16 protein-coding genes are annotated in these 18606 nt (G+C 63.5%); 13 read left to right on the top strand and 3 right to left on the bottom strand.

The features are described from left to right. Positions 1-37 precede the first annotated feature (37 nt). Complete coding sequence (locus UW3_RS0124545; protein ID WP_010226532.1) at positions 38-1219, bottom strand: porin; 1182 nt, start codon at positions 1217-1219, stop codon at positions 38-40. Between the two features lie 351 nt (positions 1220-1570). On the opposite strand from UW3_RS0124545, the gene UW3_RS0124540 reads away from it, so the two are divergent. Both UW3_RS0124540 and UW3_RS0124535 read left to right on the top strand, forming a co-directional pair. Next, on the top strand, positions 1571-2641 hold the full coding sequence (locus UW3_RS0124540) for an enoyl-CoA hydratase/isomerase family protein (RefSeq protein ID WP_010226531.1): 1071 nt from the start codon (positions 1571-1573) through the stop codon (positions 2639-2641). 16 nt (positions 2642-2657) lie between these two features. Next, positions 2658-3809, top strand: a complete 1152-nt coding sequence (locus UW3_RS0124535) for an acyl-CoA dehydrogenase family protein (protein ID WP_010226529.1) — start codon at positions 2658-2660, stop codon at positions 3807-3809. Between the two features lie 84 nt (positions 3810-3893). Here UW3_RS0124535 and pedF read toward each other — a convergent pair whose 3' ends face one another. Further along, positions 3894-4331 carry a cytochrome c-550 PedF gene (pedF, locus tag UW3_RS0124530; RefSeq protein WP_010226528.1) on the bottom strand — a complete coding sequence of 146 codons (438 nt, stop codon included), beginning with the start codon at positions 4329-4331 and terminating at the stop codon, positions 3894-3896. Between the two features lie 260 nt (positions 4332-4591). Here pedF and exaA point away from each other — a divergent pair, with 260 nt between their 5' ends. Together exaA and UW3_RS0124520 are read left to right on the top strand one after the other, a co-directional pair. Beyond that, positions 4592-6463 (top strand): quinoprotein ethanol dehydrogenase, encoded by a 1872-nt coding sequence (gene exaA / locus UW3_RS0124525; RefSeq protein WP_026001516.1) that lies wholly within the window; start codon positions 4592-4594, stop codon positions 6461-6463. 111 nt (positions 6464-6574) lie between these two features. Then, positions 6575-7213 carry a pentapeptide repeat-containing protein gene (locus UW3_RS0124520; RefSeq protein WP_010226524.1) on the top strand — a complete coding sequence of 213 codons (639 nt, stop codon included), beginning with the start codon at positions 6575-6577 and terminating at the stop codon, positions 7211-7213. Here the strand turns inward: UW3_RS0124520 and UW3_RS0124515 are convergent. Continuing rightward, positions 7210-7836: a response regulator transcription factor gene (locus tag UW3_RS0124515; protein WP_010226522.1), complete on the bottom strand. Its 627-nt coding sequence runs from the start codon at positions 7834-7836 to the stop codon at positions 7210-7212. The genes UW3_RS0124520 and UW3_RS0124515 overlap by 4 nt on opposite strands. Positions 7837-7998: 162 nt before the next feature. Between UW3_RS0124515 and UW3_RS0124505 the strand changes: the two genes are divergently transcribed. The 9 genes from UW3_RS0124505 to hbdH all read left to right on the top strand — a co-directional run bounded on the left by UW3_RS0124505 (position 7999) and on the right by hbdH (position 18565). Beyond that, on the top strand, positions 7999-8664 hold the full coding sequence (locus UW3_RS0124505; RefSeq protein WP_010226520.1) for a response regulator transcription factor: 666 nt from the start codon (positions 7999-8001) through the stop codon (positions 8662-8664). A 548-nt stretch (positions 8665-9212) separates the two neighbouring features. Then, positions 9213-10274: a 3-deoxy-7-phosphoheptulonate synthase gene (locus tag UW3_RS0124500; protein WP_010226519.1), complete on the top strand. Its 1062-nt coding sequence runs from the start codon at positions 9213-9215 to the stop codon at positions 10272-10274. 111 nt (positions 10275-10385) lie between these two features. Beyond that, the gene (locus tag UW3_RS0124495; protein WP_010226518.1) at positions 10386-10667 is read left to right on the top strand and encodes a peptidylprolyl isomerase; all 282 of its coding nucleotides are present in this window, start codon (positions 10386-10388) and stop codon (positions 10665-10667) included. A 100-nt stretch (positions 10668-10767) separates the two neighbouring features. Beyond that, positions 10768-12615 carry an extracellular solute-binding protein gene (locus tag UW3_RS0124490; protein ID WP_085989531.1) on the top strand — a complete coding sequence of 616 codons (1848 nt, stop codon included), beginning with the start codon at positions 10768-10770 and terminating at the stop codon, positions 12613-12615. After that, positions 12612-13670, top strand: coding sequence for a microcin C ABC transporter permease YejB (locus UW3_RS0124485; protein ID WP_010226516.1), 1059 nt, complete (start codon positions 12612-12614; stop codon positions 13668-13670). Before UW3_RS0124490 ends, UW3_RS0124485 begins: the two co-directional genes overlap by 4 nt. Further along, a complete protein-coding gene (locus UW3_RS0124480) occupies positions 13670-14692 on the top strand; it encodes an ABC transporter permease (protein ID WP_010226515.1) in 1023 nt (340 codons plus the stop codon). Before UW3_RS0124485 ends, UW3_RS0124480 begins: the two co-directional genes overlap by 1 nt. A 30-nt stretch (positions 14693-14722) precedes the next feature. After that, complete coding sequence (locus UW3_RS0124475) at positions 14723-16114, top strand: sigma-54 interaction domain-containing protein (protein ID WP_010226514.1); 1392 nt, start codon at positions 14723-14725, stop codon at positions 16112-16114. A gap of 278 nt (positions 16115-16392) precedes the next feature. Then, entirely contained in the window at positions 16393-17784 is a 1392-nt protein-coding gene (locus tag UW3_RS0124470) for a GntP family permease (protein ID WP_010226512.1), read from the top strand. A gap of 10 nt (positions 17785-17794) precedes the next feature. After that, the gene (gene hbdH, locus UW3_RS0124465) at positions 17795-18565 is read left to right on the top strand and encodes a 3-hydroxybutyrate dehydrogenase (RefSeq protein WP_010226510.1); all 771 of its coding nucleotides are present in this window, start codon (positions 17795-17797) and stop codon (positions 18563-18565) included. Positions 18566-18606 lie beyond the last annotated feature (41 nt).

The raw sequence follows: 18606 nt of genomic DNA, 5'->3' as shown, positions 1-18606 counted from the left end.
GCTCCCACAGGATTGGCAGTGCTCCCAGGTCTTGTGTTTACCAGGTCAGCACCGCCCCCACGGCAAAGGTATCGGTATCCTCGTTCTGCGCATCGCCCTCATGCCCGTCGATCTCGAACTGGTTGTACTCGGCCACCAGCTTGAGGTTGTCGTTGATGTCATGAAACAGCGCGATACCGCGGGTTTCATAATCGGCGCCGGTGTTCACTGCGCCGTTGCCGTCATCCTTGGTCTTGCCGTAGGACAGCGCCACGCGGTTCTTGCCGACCTTGTACGAGCCCTGCAGCAAATAACCCTTGCTGTCGACTTCACGCAACGTGGCCTCACCGGCGTTGTTGGTGAAAAACGGGTTGATGCCCTTGGCGGTAAAACCCGAGCCGGTCAGGGAAAAGCCACCCACCTTGGCCTGCACGCCATAGCCCAGGCCTTTGGAGGTGACCGAATCAACCCGGCTGTCGGTGTTGTCCGAGGTCTGGTAGGTGCCGTTGAGCCAGCTGTAGAGCTGCACCCCGCCCAGGTCGAACTGGTAGGTGATCTCGCTCTCGGTACGCGGGTTTTCCTGGTAGGCCTTGCCCACCGCGCTGTCGTCGTTGGTATCGACCGGGTCCATGATCCCCACGGCAATGCGCAGGCCTTCCATCACCGGTGTGCGGTAAGTGATCTGCGAGGTCGGGAACGGGTACGGGTAACCGCTGCCGATGTTGCCGAACGACACGCCGCCGCCATCGACCAGGCCCAGGGTGTCACTGACTTGGCCATAACCTGCGAGCAGCTCATCGAGGAGGATGTTGGAGCGGGCGAACAGGCCGAAGTCCTTGCCGATCAGCACCTCGCCCCACTCGGGGTTGGCCACGGTGCCGTAGAACTGGCGCACGTCGATGGCGGTGTCGGTGCCGTTGGTTTCGCTGTCATTGATGGTCACCCAGAACGAGGCGCGGCCACCGAGCTTGAGGTCATCCACCTGGCGGGTCATGTTGAAGCCCAGGTAGTTGGGCAAAAAGCCCATTTTCACCCGCGACTGTCGACGGTCGTACTGCTCCCCCGCCCGATCGACGTCGCTATTGACGTAGAAGGCGTTGATATAGCCGTCGGTGGAAAAGGTCGTCTGCTCCTTGTCGTAGAGCATGATTTCGGCATCGGCCAAGGGGCTCAGACTCAAGGCGACAAGGCTGGTCAGCAAGGGCAGGAAACGGCGATTGGCATTGTTATTGTTGTGCATGGCGCTCTCCGCAAACGGGGGGACGAATGTCGGAGGCGATTATCGAAACCCTCGCCAGGCAGCCATACGCTGCCTTGGCACCGGCCGGGTGCTGCTTTGGCGGCGCGGGCCTGGCTCCCCGCAGGCGGAACTACTCCTCTGACCTAAGCCCTTGCCCACCGGTGCCACAAGGCTAAAGTGGCAAGACCCGGTGCGTTAGGCGCAATCGGCCATGCAAAAATGCAGACTCAGCCTGCAGATTTACGGATTGTATTGGGCAATTTTGCACTGATAGGATCCTTCGATCCTCTAGCGCCTATCCAGACCGTGTTAAAACACGTGGAAAATCAATAACAAAGCAGGGAGACAGCGATGACCGCGCACGCTCAAGCGCCAACCGACGCCCATGTACTGGCCGAGGTTCGCAACCATATCGGTCACTTGACCCTCAACCGCCCCGCCGGCCTCAACGCCCTGACCCTGGACATGGTGCGCAGCCTGCAACGCCACTTGGATGCCTGGGCCAGTGACCCGCAGGTGCAGGCCGTGGTGCTGCGCGGCGAAGGCCCGAAAGGTTTCTGCGCCGGCGGCGACATCCGTTCGCTGTACGACAGCTACAAGGCCGGCGACAGCCTGCACCGGGATTTCTTCGTCGAGGAATACGCCCTCGACCTGTGCATCCACCATTACCACAAGCCGATCCTCGCCTTGATGGACGGCTTCACCCTCGGCGGCGGCATGGGCCTGGCCCAGGGTGCCGATCTGCGCGTGGTCACCGAGCGCAGCCGCCTGGCCATGCCGGAAACCGCCATCGGCTACTTCCCGGATGTCGGCGGCAGTTATTTTCTTTCGCGCATTCCTGGCGAGCTGGGCACCTACCTGGGGGTCAGCGGCGTACAGGTGCAGGCGGCCGATGCGCTGTACTGCGGCCTGGCCGACTGGTACCTGGACAGCAGCAAGCTGGCCAGCCTCGATGAACGCCTCGACACCCTGCGCTTTGGCGAACACCCGCTCAAGGACCTGCAAAGCGTGCTGGCCAAGCTTGGCACCCAGGTGCTCGAAGACGCGCCATTGGCCAGGTTGCGCCCGGCCATCGATCACTTCTTCGCCCTGGCCGATGTCGGCAGTATCGTAGAGCAATTGCGGGCAGTCACCGTGGCCGACAGCCACGAATGGGCGGTGAAAACCGCCGACCTGCTGGAAAGCCGCTCGCCTTTGGCCATGGCCGTGACCCTGGAGATGCTGCGCCGTGGCCGCCACCTGGGCCTGGAAGACTGCTTCGCCATGGAACTGCACCTGGACCGCCAGTGGTTCGAGCATGGCGACCTGATCGAAGGCGTGCGCGCACTGATCATCGACAAGGACAAGCAGCCACGCTGGAACCCCACCACCCTCGCCGGCCTCAACCGCCAGCGCGTGGATCAATTCTTCGAAGGCCTGTGAGGCCTGGAGTACGCAGATGCAAGACCTGGAACTGACTGAAGAACAGATCATGATCCGCGACATGGCTCGGGATTTCGCCCGCGGCGAGATCGCCCCCCATGCCCAGGCCTGGGAAAAGGCCGGCTGGATCGATGATGGCGTGGTGCAGAAGATGGGCGAGCTGGGCCTGCTCGGCATGGTCGTGCCCGAGCAATGGGGCGGCAGCTACACCGACTATGTCGCCTACGCCCTGGCGGTCGAGGAGATCGCCGCCGGCGATGGCGCCACCGGCGCACTGATGAGCATCCACAACTCGGTGGGCTGCGGCCCCCTGCTCGCCTACGGCAGCGCCGAGCAGCAACAGACCTGGCTCGAACGCCTGGCCAGCGGGCAAGTGATCGGCTGCTTCTGCCTGACCGAACCGCAGGCCGGCTCCGAGGCCCACAACCTGCGCACCCGCGCCGAACTGCAGGGCGATCACTGGGTGATCAATGGCGCCAAGCAGTTCGTCAGCAATGCCCGCCGCGCCGGGCTTGCCATCGTCTTCGCGGTGACCGACCCGGAGCTGGGCAAAAAAGGCATCTCAGCGTTTCTGGTGCCCACCGATAACGAAGGCTTCGTGGTCGATCGCAGCGAACACAAGATGGGCATCCGCGCCTCCGACACCTGCGCGGTAACCCTGAACAACTGCCGCATCCCCGCCGCCAATATGCTCGGCGAACGCGGCAAGGGCCTGGCCATTGCCCTGTCCAACCTCGAAGGCGGCCGTATCGGCATTGCCGCCCAGGCCCTGGGCATTGCCCGCGCGGCGTTCGAGGCGGCGCTGCTGTACTCACGCGATCGCATCCAGTTCGGCAAGCCGATCAACGAGCACCAGAGCATCGCCAACCTGCTGGCCGACATGCAGGTGCAGATCAACGCCGCGCGGCTGTTGATCCTCCACGCCGCGCGCCTGCGCAGCGCCGGCAAGCCGTGCCTGAGCGAGGCTTCACAGGCCAAGCTGTTCGCTTCGGAGATGGCCGAGCGGGTGTGTTCCAAGGCGATTCAGGTACACGGTGGCTATGGGTATCTGGAGGATTATCCGGTCGAGCGCTATTACCGCGATGCGCGCATTACCCAGATCTACGAAGGCTCCAGCGAGATTCAGCGCATGCTGATTGCGCGGGAGTTGAAGCACTACACCCTGTAATCACGACCTACTGTAGGAGCGGGCTTGTCCCGCGATAGCGATTCAACAGTGATATCGCATCGCGGGACAAGCCCGCTCCTGCAGTCACTCTTCGACATGCACGCTGTCGAGGTAGCTGCGCACCGCCCATAGTGCTTCCTGGCTCAGGTAGTCGGCCATCTTCGGCATGTACACCCGGCCATCGCGTACCGCGCCGTTGCGCACCCGCTCGACGAACCACTCATCACCGGCAGCGCCTTCGTCAAGCAAGCGCAAATCCGGGGCGATGCCACCGGACTTGGCCTCCAGGCCGTGGCAGGCGGCGCAGTTCTGGTTATAGGCCGAAGCGCCGATCGACACCGCCTCGTCATGGTCCTTGCTGTTGCGGTAAGGGTTTTCTGCGCGCCACTGATCACCGAGCTTTTCCAGGTTACCGGTATTGACCGCGGTCGGCGTGACGTTGCCATGGGCGAAAGCCCCGGCGCTGCTCATCAGGCCGACACCGACGATCAGGCTCAACCAGGCGTGTTTTGCTGTTTTCATTGTTCTGCCCTCGACTGCTGTTTGCACGCAAGAACCTCTCGGCTGAAAGGTTGTGCCGGCATCTTAGGAAGGCCCTGGCAAGGGCCCCATGCTGCTTTGGTGGTCGCAGCCTCCTCCCTTGGTAGTAGCGCTTGTGGGGCAGTGCCAAATCATGCCCGGATTGGGAAGTTTTCCCGCTAAGACCGGGAGTTTTTCCGTATCGATCGCGCCCTTGGCGTTCCAGTCTATGCAGGCCAAAACCTTCATTGGGAACTCCAACCATGACAATAAGATCGTTACCCGCCGCGCTTTCTCCGCTGTCTGCCGCCGTGCACACCGTCCTCCTGCTGGGCAGCCTGGCCCTGACCCCGCATGCCCTGGCGAAACCGGTGAGCTGGGAAGACATCGCCGACGACCACAAGAGCACCAGCAACGTGCTGCAGTACGGCATGGGCACCAATGCCCAGCGCTGGAGCCCGCTGGCCCAGGTCAACGACCAGAACGTGTTCAAGCTGACCCCGGCCTGGTCGTACTCCTTTGGCGACGAGAAACAACGCGGCCAGGAGTCCCAGGCCATCGTCAATGACGGGGTGATCTACGTCACCGGCTCCTACTCGCGGGTATTTGCCCTCGATGCCAAGACCGGCAAGCGCCTGTGGACCTACAATCATCGCCTGCCGGACAACATTCGCCCGTGCTGCGACGTGGTCAACCGCGGTGCCGCCATCTATGGCGACAAGATCTACTTCGGCACCCTCGACGCCCAGGTCATTGCCCTGAACAAGGACACCGGCAAGGTGGTGTGGAAGAAGAAGTTCGGCGACCACAGCGCCGGCTACACCATGACCGGCGCCCCGACCCTGATCAAGGACCAGAAGAGCGGCAAGGTGCTGCTGATTCACGGCAGCTCCGGCGACGAGTTCGGCGTGGTCGGCCAGTTGTACGCCCGCGACCCGGAAACCGGCGACGAGGTGTGGATGCGTCCCTTCGTCGAAGGCCACATGGGCCGCCTGAACGGCAAGGACAGCACCCCCACCGGCGACGTCAAGGCACCGTCCTGGCCGAACGACCCGAGCACCGAGTCCGGCAAGGTCGAGGCCTGGAGCCATGGCGGCGGCGCCCCGTGGCAGAGCGCAAGCTTCGATGCCGAGACCAACACCATCATTGTCGGCGCCGGCAACCCGGGCCCCTGGAACACCTGGGCGCGCACGTCCAAAGACGGCAACCCGCACGACTACGACAGCCTTTACACCTCCGGCCAGGTCGGCGTCGACCCGAGCACCGGCGAGGTCAAATGGTTCTACCAGCACACGCCCAATGACGCCTGGGACTTCTCCGGCAACAATGAACTGGTGCTGTTCGACTACAAGGACAAGGACGGCAAGCAGTACAAGGCCACCGCCCATGCCGACCGCAACGGCTTCTTCTACGTGGTCGACCGCACCAACGGCAAGCTGAAGAACGCCTTCCCGTTCGCCGACAACATCACCTGGGCCAGCCATATCGACCTCAAGACCGGCCGCCCGGTAGAAAACCCCGGCCAGCGCCCGGCCAAGCCCGAGCCAGGGCAGACCAAGGGCAAGCCGGTGGAAGTGTCGCCGCCGTTCCTCGGAGGCAAGAACTGGAACCCCATGGCCTACAGCCAGGACACCGGCCTGTTCTATGTGCCGTCGAACCAGTGGAAAGAGGAATACTGGACCGAGGAGGTCAACTACAAGAAGGGCTCGGCCTACCTGGGCATGGGTTTTCGCATCAAGCGCATGTACGAGGACCACGTCGGCTCGCTGCGCGCCATGGACCCGACCACCGGCAAGATGGTCTGGGAGCACAAGGAACGCCTGCCGCTGTGGGCCGGGGTACTGGCGACCAAGGGCAACCTGGTGTTCACCGGTACCGGTGACGGCTACTTCAAGGCCTTCAATGCCAAGACCGGGGAGGAGCTGTGGAAATTCCAGACCGGCAGCGGCATCGTCTCGCCGCCGATCACCTGGGAACAGGACGGTGAGCAATACATCGGCGTGACCGTCGGCTACGGCGGCGCGGTGCCGTTGTGGGGCGGCGACATGGCCGAGCTGACCAAGCCGGTGGCCCAGGGTGGCTCGTTCTGGGTGTTCAAGATCCCCGCCTGGGACACCAAGACGGCCCAGCGCTGATTTGACGCCCTCTCGCCGGCAAGGCCGGCTCCCACAGTGGATCGGTGCATACCAAACCCTGTGGGAGCTGGCTTGCCAGCGATTGCTATCGCCCAGCCCCAGGAGATCCCCATGAAATACCTCCCGCTACTGCTCACCCTGGCCTGCACCCCTGCCCTCGCCGACGACGACACGCCCTTGACCATCAACGGCTGCACCATCGCCCAGGAAAGCCAATGCCCCAATGCCAACCTGCGCAATGCCGACCTCAGCAACCAGGACCTGCGCAAGATGAACCTGGCCGGTGCCGACCTGCGCGGGGCGAACCTGCGCCATGCGCGCCTGGACCTGGCCAACCTGGAAAAAGCCCAATTGCAAGGCGCCAACCTCACCCGCGCGAGCCTGCAGCAAAGCAACCTGCGCCTGGCCGACCTGCGCGACGCCAAGCTGGTTGCGGTACAGGCCTGGGGCATGTTCGCCCAGGGCGCCAACTTCGAGAACGCCGACTTGAGCGCCGCCTACCTGGAATTCGCCCGCCTCTCCGGGGCCAAACTGCACCGCAGCAAGCTGCAGGCCGCCGACCTGGAAATGACCTGGTTGAGCAAGGCCGACCTCAAGGGCGCCAACCTTGCCGATGCCAACCTGCAAGAAGCCAAGTTCGGCGAAAGCAATCTGGAGCAGGCCGACCTGCGCGGCAGCCGCCAGCATTACGCCAACTTTCAGGACAGCAACATGGAAGGTTGCCAGGGTTGCCCGAAAACCTGGGACTAAGCGGCGATACGCAGCAGGCCCGCCTCAATCGCCAGGTGCACCATTTCGGCGTGTGAGGCGACCTGCAATTTGCTTTTGAGCAGGGTCAGGCAGTTGGATACGGTCTTGGCGCTGATGCACAACTGCTCGGCGATCAGCCGGGTCGGCATGCCCTTGGCCAGCATCAGGAAAATTTCGGTTTCGCGCAGGCTCAAGCCTTGCAGGCGCGTACTGCCCCCCTGGCAGGCCAGGTCGGTGGCCAGCGCCTGCTCGATGTAGGCATGCCCGGACAGCACCCGGCGTACCGCTTCAAGCAACACCGCAGGCCCCGCCGCCTTGGACAGAAAGCCACAGGCGCCCGCCGCCATGGCCTGACGTACCAGGCCAAGATCACTATGCTCGCTGAAAAACAGCACGCGCAGCTGCGGCCAGCGCTGGCGCAGGCGCCGGGTGGTTTCCAGGCCGCTGATGCCGGGCAGGCCGAAGTCCATCAGCACCAGCCCCGGCAACTGCTCGCCAACCTTGTGCAGGGCCTCTTCACCACTGGCCGCTTCGATGATCGGCATGCCGTCCAGGCCCTGTTGCAGCGTAGCGGCCAGCCCCAGGCGCAGCATGGGGTGATCGTCGACCAGCAAAATGGCCATGGCGTGGTGCTCCTGCAGTTTTATCCCATGCTAGAACGCACGCCTGGGCGCTCGACTACTACTTTGGTACTGTTTTACTTGTCGATGGTCGCATTCCCAAAGCGTTGCACCTGGCCTGTAATGAAGGGGTGCAGCACAACCACAACAATAAGGTGCAAAGCCATGTACAAGATTCTGATCGCCGACGACCACCCGTTGTTTCGCGAGGCCATCCACAATGTCATCAGCGATGGCTTTCCCGGCAGCGAGGTGATGGAAACCGCCGACCTCGACAGTGCCCTGGCGATCACCGGCGATCACGATGACCTCGACCTGATCCTGCTCGACCTGAACATGCCCGGCATGCACGGCCTGGGCGGGCTGATCAACCTGCGCAACGAGGCACCGACCATCCCGGTGGTGATCGTTTCGGCCGAACAGGACAAACAGGTGGTACTGCAGGCCATCACTTACGGCGCCGTCGGCTTTATCACCAAATCCTCGCCGCGCTCGCAGATGACCGAGGCCATCGAGCAGATCCTCAACGGCAACGTCTACCTGCCGCCAGACATCATCCGCACCCAGAAGAGCAGCCACCGGCGCAGCCAGGGCGAACACCAGGGCTTTGCCCCGGAACTGCTGCAGGCCCTGACCCGCAAGCAATTGCTGGTGCTCGAACGCATGACCAAGGGCGAGTCGAACAAGCAGATCGCCTACAACCTCGACATCGCCGAAACCACGGTCAAGGCTCACGTGTCGGCGATTCTGCGCAAGCTCAATGTGCACAACCGCGTGCAGGCGATCCTCAGTGCCGGCGACATCGACTTCACCGCCTACCTGCGGCGATAGCCCTGGCATATCGCATTCATGCAAATTAGCCATTGAAACCACGGTAACGCCTGAAGTAAGCTCGGGAACATCAACTGGAGAGTCACATGTCGCACACACCCCTCACTCACGCTTGCAGCACCGGTCGCTTGTCGCGCCCTGTGGCGGCTGTCGAGTGCGCGACGGCCTCACCGGCTCGATTTTATTTTGGGTATTGGTTTAGCCACAGGCGCCGCTGATACCCACACCGGCGCCCACACTCAAGGGGCCGCCGAACACGAGAATACTCAACCCCCGGTCGGCTCCCCGACCGGGGGTTTTGCGTTTCAGGCCCCCGGCAACTAGCGAATCACATTGAGGAACAGTACATGAACTACGTCACCTACCACCCTTACCCAAGCTTTAGCGCCTGGCGATTTAGCCAATCCCGTTCGGGCCAGCCTGCCGCCTCCGATCGGTCACTTGTTGGTGGCACGCACACACATGACGCCAATCCGGCCATCTGTCGAACACCTCGATAGGGCCGACAGCGCGGGCCAGACCCCGCCATCCGCCCAGGGAACCAGAACATGCAATCGTCCAACCTCGCTCTGCCACTGTCCGAACCCACTGCTGCCAACAGCGCCGTCAGCCAACGCCTGCCGAGCCCGCTGCTGCTCAAGCAGCAAATGCCGCTTACCCCTGCCCTCACCGCCCAGGTCGAAGCCCATCGCCAGGCCGTACGTGCCATTCTCGATGGCGAAGATCAACGCCTGCTGGTGATCGTTGGCCCCTGCTCGCTCCATGACCCCCGTTCGGCCCGCGAATACGCCCAGCGCTTGGCGCGCCTGGCCATCGACGTAAGCGACCAGATGCTCCTGGTAATGCGCGCCTACGTCGAAAAGCCGCGCACCACCGTCGGCTGGAAAGGCCTGGCCTACGATCCGCACCTCGATGGCAGCGACGACATGCACGGCGGCATCGCCTTGTCCCGCGGCCTGATGCTGGCCATGCTCGAGCGCGGCCTGCCGGTTGCCACCGAGCTGCTGCAACCCATGGCCGCCGGTTACTTCGATGACCTGCTGAGCTGGGCGGCGATTGGCGCACGCACCACCGAATCGCAGATTCACCGCGAGATGGTCAGCGGCCTGGGCCTGCCGGTCGGCTTCAAGAACGGCACCGACGGCGGCGTTGGCATTGCCTGCGATGCGATCCGCAGCGCCGCGCACAGCCATCGGCATTTCGGCATGGACGTGCAAGGCTACCCGGCGATTGTCGAAACCCTGGGCAACCCTGACACCCACCTGGTGCTGCGCGGCGGCAACAAGGGCCCGAACTACGACCGCCAAAGCCTCGCCCTGGCCCGTCAGGGCCTGGCCAAGGCCGGTGTGGCGCCGCGGATCATGGTCGATTGCAGCCATGCCAACAGCGGCAAGGACCCATTGCGCCAACCGGCGGTGTTCAACGAAGTGCTCGAGCAGCGCCTGCAGGGCGACACCTCGCTGGTCGGCATGATGCTTGAGAGCCACTTGTTCGATGGCTGCCAGGCGCTGGGCGCGCAACCGCTCAAGTACGGTGTGTCGATTACCGATGGTTGCCTGGGCTGGGATTCGACCGAACGCTTGCTGCGTGAGGCGGCCGAGCGCTTGTGAGCCGCCCACAACGGTAGGAGCGGATTCATCCGCTCCCACTCCAGGCCGTCGGTGGTGCGGCGACACCGCATTTGCGTTAGGCTTGGGGTTTTACCCCAAGGAGCCACTCCCATGGCCAAAGCCACTGCCCGTCACATCCTGGTTGCCACCGAAGACAAGTGCAATGAACTGAAAGCCCAGATCGAAGCCGGCGCCGATTTCGCCGAGATCGCCAAGGCCAACTCCACCTGCCCGTCCAGCCGCCAGGGCGGTGACCTGGGCTCGTTCGGCCCGGGCCAGATGGTCAAGGAGTTCGATACCGTGGTGTTCAGCGCACCGGTCAACACCGTGCAAGGCCCGGTGAAGACCCAGTTCGGTTATCACCTGCTGGAAGTGACCAGCCGTCAGGACTGATCGCTGCTGTACAAACCGGCCCCCCAGGGCCGGTTTGTTTGCCCAGGTGACCTGCTAAGCTTCAGCCACAGTCGTGGTTCAGGTGGTCAGGCGCTTGCGAATTGCTCCCTTCCCCTTGCTGTTGTTGATCTTCGGCCTGGCCCTTGCCTGGTCGTGCGCTGCCACGTCAGCCCCTGGTCACGCCTTGACCGTCTATGATGAAGCGCCACGCTACCCGGCTGGCTTCCAGCACTTCAGCTACGCCAACCCCGACGCGCCCAAAGGCGGCAGCCTGCGCCGCTCGGCCATCGAGATCGGCCAGTTCGACCACCTCATTCCCTATATCGACAAGGGCATCGGCGTTGCCGAGGTAGATGGTTGGCTGTACTCGCCGCTGGCCGTGCGCTCGCAGGACGAGCCCTACACGGTGTATGGGCTGGTGGCGCAAAAGCTTGAGCGCGATCCCGACGGGTACTGGCTGCGCTTCTATCTTGACCCACGAGCGCGCTTTGCCGATGGCCAGCCGATCCGCGCCGAGGATGTGCGCTACACCTTCGAGCTGTTCATGCGTGCGGGCAATCTCAGGTACCGTACCCAGTTCGCCGACGTTGATGGGGTCAAGGTAGAAAACCCGCGGCAGATCATCTTCCACTTCAAAAGCAACCAGAACCGTACCCTGGCCCTGGACCTGGCGACCTTGCCGGTACTGCCCGAACACTGGTGGAAAGACCGCGACTTTGCCAATGGCGCAGGCTTCGAAGCACCGCTGGGCAGCGGCCCGTACAAGGTCGGCCGGGTCGACAACGGCCGCAGCATCACCTTCGAGCGCGACAAAAGCTGGTGGGCCCGCGACCTGCCGGTCAACCGTGGCCGCTACAACTTCGACCAGTTACGCATCGAGTACTTCGGCGACACCGAGGTGGCGCGTCAGGTGCTGCGCGGCGGCGGTTTCGATTACAACCGCGAGTTCTCCGCCACCGCCTATACCCTCGGCTACGCCAGCCCGGCGCTGGACGATGGCCGCCTGCAGCGCGCACACCTGGCCAAGGATGCACCGCAGACCGCCCAGGGTTTTGTCTTCAACCTGCAGCGGCCGGTGTTCAAGGACCGTCGGGTGCGTCAGGCGCTGGCCCTGCTGTGGGACTTCGAGTGGAGCAACCGGCAGATGATGCGCAACCTGTACATTCGCCAGCAGAGCTTTTTCGCCAACAGTGACCTGGCGGCGCGCAGCGTGCCCGATGTGCAGGAGCTCAAGTTGCTCGAACCGTTGCGCGGGCAGGTGCCCGACGAGGTCTTCAACCAGGTGTTCGAAGCGCCGCGCACCGACGGCTCGGGGCTGATTCGCGACAAGCAACTGCAAGCGCTGGCACTGCTCGAGGCGGCTGGCTGGAAACCCCAGGGCGATCAACTGGTCAACGCCCAGGGTGAACCGCTGACGTTCACCTTCCTCAATGGTCAGGCCGGTTTCGAACGCCTGCTGCTGCCGTGGAAGCGCAACCTGGCGCAGATCGGCATCACCCTGGAAATCCGCCGTATCGACGCCTCGCAGTACGTCAACCGCCTGATGGCCCGCGACTATGACCTGATCGTCAGCGGCTATCCGGTATCACCGTCGCCCGGGCTTGAGCTGTACAACTATTTTGGCTCGGCGGCGGCCAGCGACCCTGGCTCGAACAACTACATGGTCTTGCAGGACCCGGCCGTGGACCGTCTGCTCGACGGCCTGGTCAAGGCGGCGAGCAAGGCTGACATGCTGCGTCATGCCCATGCCCTGGACCGGGTGCTGAGCTGGAACTACTACTGGATTCCCAACTATTACCCACCTGGCTCATCCACCGTCTGGTGGAACCGCTTCGGCCTGCCCGAGGTGCAGCCGAGCTACGACGAAGGCCTGGACAGCTGGTGGGAAGTCAGCCCGACGCCGCTGACCAACGCACAGATGGCCGAGCGCCTGGGGAGCCCGCCGTGATCGGCTACATCCTGCGCCGTCTGCTGCTGATCATCCCGACCTTGTTGATCATCCTGCTGGTCAATTTCGTCATCGTCCAGGCCGCGCCGGGCGGCCCGGTCGAGCAGGCGGTTGCACGCCTGCAGGGGATCGGCGGCGGTGCGCCCGGGGCCAGCGCCGAAACCCTGCACACCAGCTCGCGCGCCAGCCGCGGCCTGGACCCCAAACTGCTGGAAGACATCAAGCGCCAGTACGGCTTCGACAAGTCGGCGCCCGAGCGCTTATGGCTGATGCTCACGCAATACGCCCGGCTGGACTTCGGCGCCAGCTTCTTTCGCGGTGCCAAGGTCACCGATCTGATTCTGGAGAAGATGCCGGTGACCTTGTCGCTGGGCTTCTGGGCCACCCTGATCACCTACCTGGTGTCGATCCCCTTGGGGATTCGCAAAGCGGTGCGCCACGGCAGCGCCTTCGATGCCTGGAGCAGCAGCCTGATCGTCATCGGCTACGCCCTGCCCTCGTTCCTGTTCGCCCTGCTGCTGATCGTGCTGTTCGCTGGCGGCACTTCGCTGAACTGGTTTCCGGTGCGCGGGCTGGTCTCGGAAGACTTCGACCAGCTCAGCCTGCTGGGCAAGCTCGCCGACTACTTCTGGCACCTGGTGCTGCCGGTCGGCGCGCTGGTGATCGGCGGCTTTGCCACCCTGACCCTGCTGACCAAGAACGCCTTTCTCAACGAGATCACCCGCCAATACGTGATCACCGCACGGGCCAAGGGCCTGAGCGAGCAGCGAGTGCTGTACGGGCACGTGTTTCGCAATGCCATCCTGCTGGTGGTGGCCGGCATCCCCCAGGCACTGATCAGCGTGTTCTTTGCCGGCTCCCTGCTGATCGAGGTGATCTTCTCCCTCGATGGCCTGGGGCGCATGAGCTACGAGGCGGCGGTGTCGCGGGATTATCCGGTGGTGTTCGGTTCACTGTTCATCTTCACCCTGTTTGGCCTGCTGGTACGGCTGATCGGTGACCTGTGCTACACCCTGGTCGACCCGCGTATCGATTTTGCCACGAGGGCACGCTGATGCTTCGCCTGTCGCCGGTTTCACTCAGGCGCCTGCAGCGTTTTCGGCGCAACCGTCGCGGCTGGATTTCGTTGTGGCTGTTCGGCCTGCTATTGCTGGTGAGCCTGGGGGCCGAGCTGGTGGCCAACGACAAGCCGTTGCTGCTGGGTTATCAGGGGCAGCTGTATTTCCCGGCGTTCAAACGCTATACCGAGCAACAGTTTGGCGGTCAGTTGCCGTTCCAGGCGGATTACCGCAGCCAGTACGTACGCCAACTGATCGAGGGCCAGAACGGCTGGATGCTGTTTGCACCGGTGCCCTTTAGCGCCGATACGCCGAACTACGATTTGCTGGTACCCACGCCCAGCCCGCCGTCCACGGTCAATTGGCTGGGTACCGACGACCAGGCCCGGGATGTGCTGGCGCGAGTACTGTATGGCACCCGGGTGTCGATTCTGTTTGCCCTGGCGCTGACCGCCATCAGCACGCTGATCGGCATCGCCGCCGGCGCCTTGCAGGGCTATCACGGCGGTTGGGTCGACCTGATCGGCCAGCGCCTGCTGGAGGTCTGGTCGGGCCTGCCGGTGTTGTACCTGCTGATCATCCTCAGCGGTTTTGTCGAGCCGAACTTCTGGTGGTTGCTGGGGATCATGGCGCTGTTTTCCTGGCTGGCGCTGGTGGATGTGGTGCGCGCCGAGTTCCTCCGTGGGCGCAACCTCGAGTACGTGCTGGCCGCCCGCGCCCTGGGCCTGCCCGACCGCTGGGTGATCCTGCGGCACATTTTGCCCAACGCCATGAATGCCACCCTGACCTACCTGCCGTTCATTCTCACCGGTGCCATCACCACCCTCACCGCCCTGGATTTTCTCGGCTTCGGCATGCCCGCCGGCAGCGCTTCGCTGGGCGAGCTGGTCACCCAGGGCAAACAGCACCTGCAGGCCCCCTGGCTGGGCTTTACCGCGTTTTTTGCCCTGGCGCTGATCCTGTCGCTGCTGGTGTTCATTGGCGATGCCTTGCGCGAAGCCTTCGATCCACGGGCATAATCGCAGCCTTTACCCCCGGCGGAGCGGCGCATGCAGGACAGTGACAGCCTCAAGGACTACCAGCAGGTGCGCCTGTTGGCGATTCGTTCGCTGTTCGAAATCATCGAGCAGTCCAGCGAAGGCACGATCATCGTCGACCGTGATGCGCGCATCGTCTGGATGAACGAGCGCTATGCCCGGCGCTTTGGCCTGGACGACGCCAGCAGTGCGATCGGCCAACCGTGCGAGAGTGTCATCCCCGGCAGCTTGATGCGCGAGGTGGTGAGCAACGGTCGGCCGATCCTGCTGGACATGCTCGACACCCCGAAAGAGCCGCTGGTGGTGATGCGCCTGCCGGTGCACGACAGCAGCGGCAAGCTGATCGGTGCCATCGGTTTTGCCCTGTTCGACGAATTGCGCAGCCTTTCGCCGCTGCTCAAGCGCTACGCCAGCATGCAGCAGGAGCTGGCCTCGACCCGCTCGTTGCTGCGCGCCCGCCAGGCCAAGTACAGCTTTGCCCAGTTCATCGGCACCAGCGCCGCCAGCCTTGAGGTCAAGCGCCGCGCCCGGCGTGGCGCCAGCAGTGATTCGCCGGTGTTGCTACTGGGTGAAACCGGCACCGGCAAAGAGCTGCTGGCCCATGCCATCCACGCGGCCTCGGCGCGGGCGCACAAAGCGTTTGTCAGCATCAACAGCGCGGCAATCCCCGAGACCCTGCTTGAAGCCGAATTTTTCGGCACCGCCCCGGGCGCCTTTACCGGCGCCGAGCGCAAGGGCCGCCCGGGCAAGTTGCAGATTGCCGAGGGCGGCACGCTGTTTCTCGACGAGATCGGCGACATGCCCTTGCCACTGCAGAGCAAACTGCTGCGCGTGTTGCAGGAGAAGGAGTACGAGCCGGTCGGTTCCAACCAGATGATCCACAGCGATGTGCGGATCATTGCCGCGACGTCCACCGACCTGCAGGCGGCGATGGCCCGTGGCGAGTTTCGTGCCGACCTGTACTACCGGCTCAATGTGCTGCCGATCCAGGTGCCGCCGTTGCGTGAGCGGCTGGACGACCTGCCGGCCTTGAGCGAGGCGATTCTTGAAGAACTGGGCAGCCAGCACGAACTGGAGGACCCGGCCCAGGCACTGCTGGCCCGGCATGCCTGGCCGGGCAATATCCGCGAGCTGCGCAATGTGCTGGAGCGGGCGACCTTGCTGGCGGATCAGCCGCGCTTGAGCGTGGGTGATGTACAGGCGGCGTTGGGCGACCTGGCGCCGCTGCAGGTCCAGTTGCCACAGCTGAGCTACAAGCAGGCCTGTGCCGATTTTGAGCGCCAGCTGCTGGAGAACACCCTGGCGCGCTGTGCCGGGAATGTGCCGGAGGCCGCGCGGCAGCTGGGGTTGGGGCGCTCGACGTTGTACAAGAAGTTGCTGGCGCTGGGCATAAAATCTCATTAAACAGAATTGTGTCTCCATATTGAGACGAACACCTCTCCCCATGGGAGCCGGCCTTGCCGGCGATGCAAGGCGTAGCCTTGCCAGGTTTTGGGCTGCTTTGCAGCCCATCGCCGGCAAGGCCGGCTCCCACAAGACCTGTCTCTATACAGAGACATACTTATTGAAACCCATTCAGAAATTAAATTTATACGTTTAAATTCAATAACTTATAAACATGGCACGATTCCCGCTATCTCCTTCGCACCAACAAAAACAAGATGCACCCAAGGAGACACTCGATGAGTGTGATCATCGCCCTGGCAGCCCTGGCGCTGCTGATGCTGGCTGCCTACCGTGGTTATAGCGTTATCCTCTTCGCCCCCATTGCCGCCCTTGGCGCGGTGCTGTTGACCGACCCTGCGGCGGTCGCCCCGGCCTTTACCGGGGTGTTCATGGAAAAGATGGTCGGCTTTATCAAACTGTACTTTCCGGTGTTCCTGCTGGGCGCCGTGTTCGGCAAGCTGATCGAGCTGTCGGGCTTCTCGCGCTCGATCGTCGCCGCCGCGATCCGCCTGCTCGGCACCCGCCAGGCCATGCTGGTGATCGTGCTGGTCTGCGCGCTGCTCACCTACGGCGGCGTGTCGCTGTTCGTGGTGGTGTTTGCGGTGTACCCGTTTGCTGCCGAAATGTTCCGCCAGAGCAACATTCCCAAACGCCTGATCCCGGCGACCATCGCCCTGGGCGCGTTTTCCTTCACCATGGACGCCCTGCCCGGCACCCCGCAGATCCAGAACATCATCCCCAGCACCTTCTTCAACACCACCGCCTGGGCCGCGCCCTGGCTGGGCCTGATCGGCACCCTGTTCGTGTTCTGCACCGGCATGCTGTACCTGCAGCGCCAGCGCAACAAGGCCCAGCGCACCGGTGAAGGCTATGGTTCGGCGCTACGCAACGAGCCGGAAACCGCCGCCGACCTGAAGCTGCCCAACCCATTGCTGGCGCTGTCGCCGCTGCTGTTGGTGGGGGTGATGAACCTGCTGTTCACCCACTGGATTCCGGCCTGGTACGGCAAGACCCATACCTTGAGCCTGGCGGGCATGAGCACGCCGGTGCAGACCGACATCGCCAAGCTCACGGCGATCTGGGCGGTGGAGGCGGCCTTGCTGCTGGGTATCCTGCTGGTGCTGGTGACAGGCTTTGGCGCGATCAGAAGCCGTCTGGCCGAAGGCAGCAGAAGCGCGGTCAGCGGCGCCTTGCTGGCAGCGATGAACACCGCCTCGGAATACGGCTTCGGTGCCGTCATCGCTTCACTGCCGGGTTTTCTCGTGCTCGCCGACGCCCTGCGCGCTATCCCCAACCCACTGGTTAACGAGGCGATTACCGTCACCCTGCTGGCCGGTATCACGGGTTCCGCCTCCGGCGGCATGAGCATTGCCCTGGCGGCGATGTCCGACAGTTTCATCGCCGCCGCCAATGCCGCCAACATTCCCCTTGAAGTGCTGCACCGGGTCGCGGCCATGGCCAGCGGCGGCATGGACACCCTGCCGCACAACGGTGCGGTGATCACCCTACTGGCCGTCACCGGCCTGACCCACCGCGAAGCCTACAAGGATATTTTCGGCATTACCCTGATCAAGACCCTGGCGGTGTTCGTGGTGATTGCTACGTTCTATGCCACCGGTATCGTCTAAGGAGCACCCTATGCGTCTCAACGGCAAGACAGCAGTAGTCACCGGATCGACCAGCGGCATCGGCCTGGGCATTGCCCAGGCATTGGCCAAGGCCGGCGCCAACCTGATCCTCAACGGCTTTGGCGATGCCAGCGCGGCCATCGCCGAAGTGGCCCGCTTCGGTACCCGGGTCGGTCATCACCCGGCGGACCTTGGCGACGTTAACCAGCTCGAAGCGCTGTTCGCCTATGCCGAGCGCGAGTTCGGCGGCGTCGATATTCTCGTCAACAATGCCGGCATCCAGCATGTGGCGGCGGTTGAAGACTTCCCGGTGGAGCGCTGGGATTCGATCATCGCCGTCAACCTCTCGGCCGTGTTCCATGGTACCCGCCTGGTGCTGCCGGGCATGCGCGCGCGCAACTGGGGGCGGATCGTCAACATCGCGTCGGTGCACGGCCAGGTCGGCTCCACCGGCAAGGCCGCCTATGTCGCCGCCAAACACGGGGTGGTGGGCCTGACCAAGGTGGTGGGGCTGGAAACCGCCACCAGCAATGTCACCTGCAACGCCATCTGCCCGGGCTGGGTACTCACCCCGCTGGTGCAGAAACAGATCGATGACCGCGCCGCCAACGGTGTTGATCCGCAGCGGGCCCAGCATGATCTGCTGGCCGAGAAGCAGCCGTCGTTGGCCTTCGTCACTCCCGAACACCTGGGTGAGCTGGTATTGTTCCTCTGTAGCGAGGCTGGCAGTCAGGTTCGTGGCGCTGCCTGGAACATCGATGGCGGCTGGCTGGCCCAGTGACGGGCAGCCTCAACACCTGGCTGCCGCATCGTCTTTTTTAC

The organism is Pseudomonas donghuensis (genome assembly GCF_000259195.1).
Lineage (GTDB): Bacteria > Pseudomonadota > Gammaproteobacteria > Pseudomonadales > Pseudomonadaceae > Aquipseudomonas > Aquipseudomonas donghuensis.
Note: the sequence above shows the minus strand (reverse complement) of the source record. Positions and strands in the feature narration are given on the sequence as shown.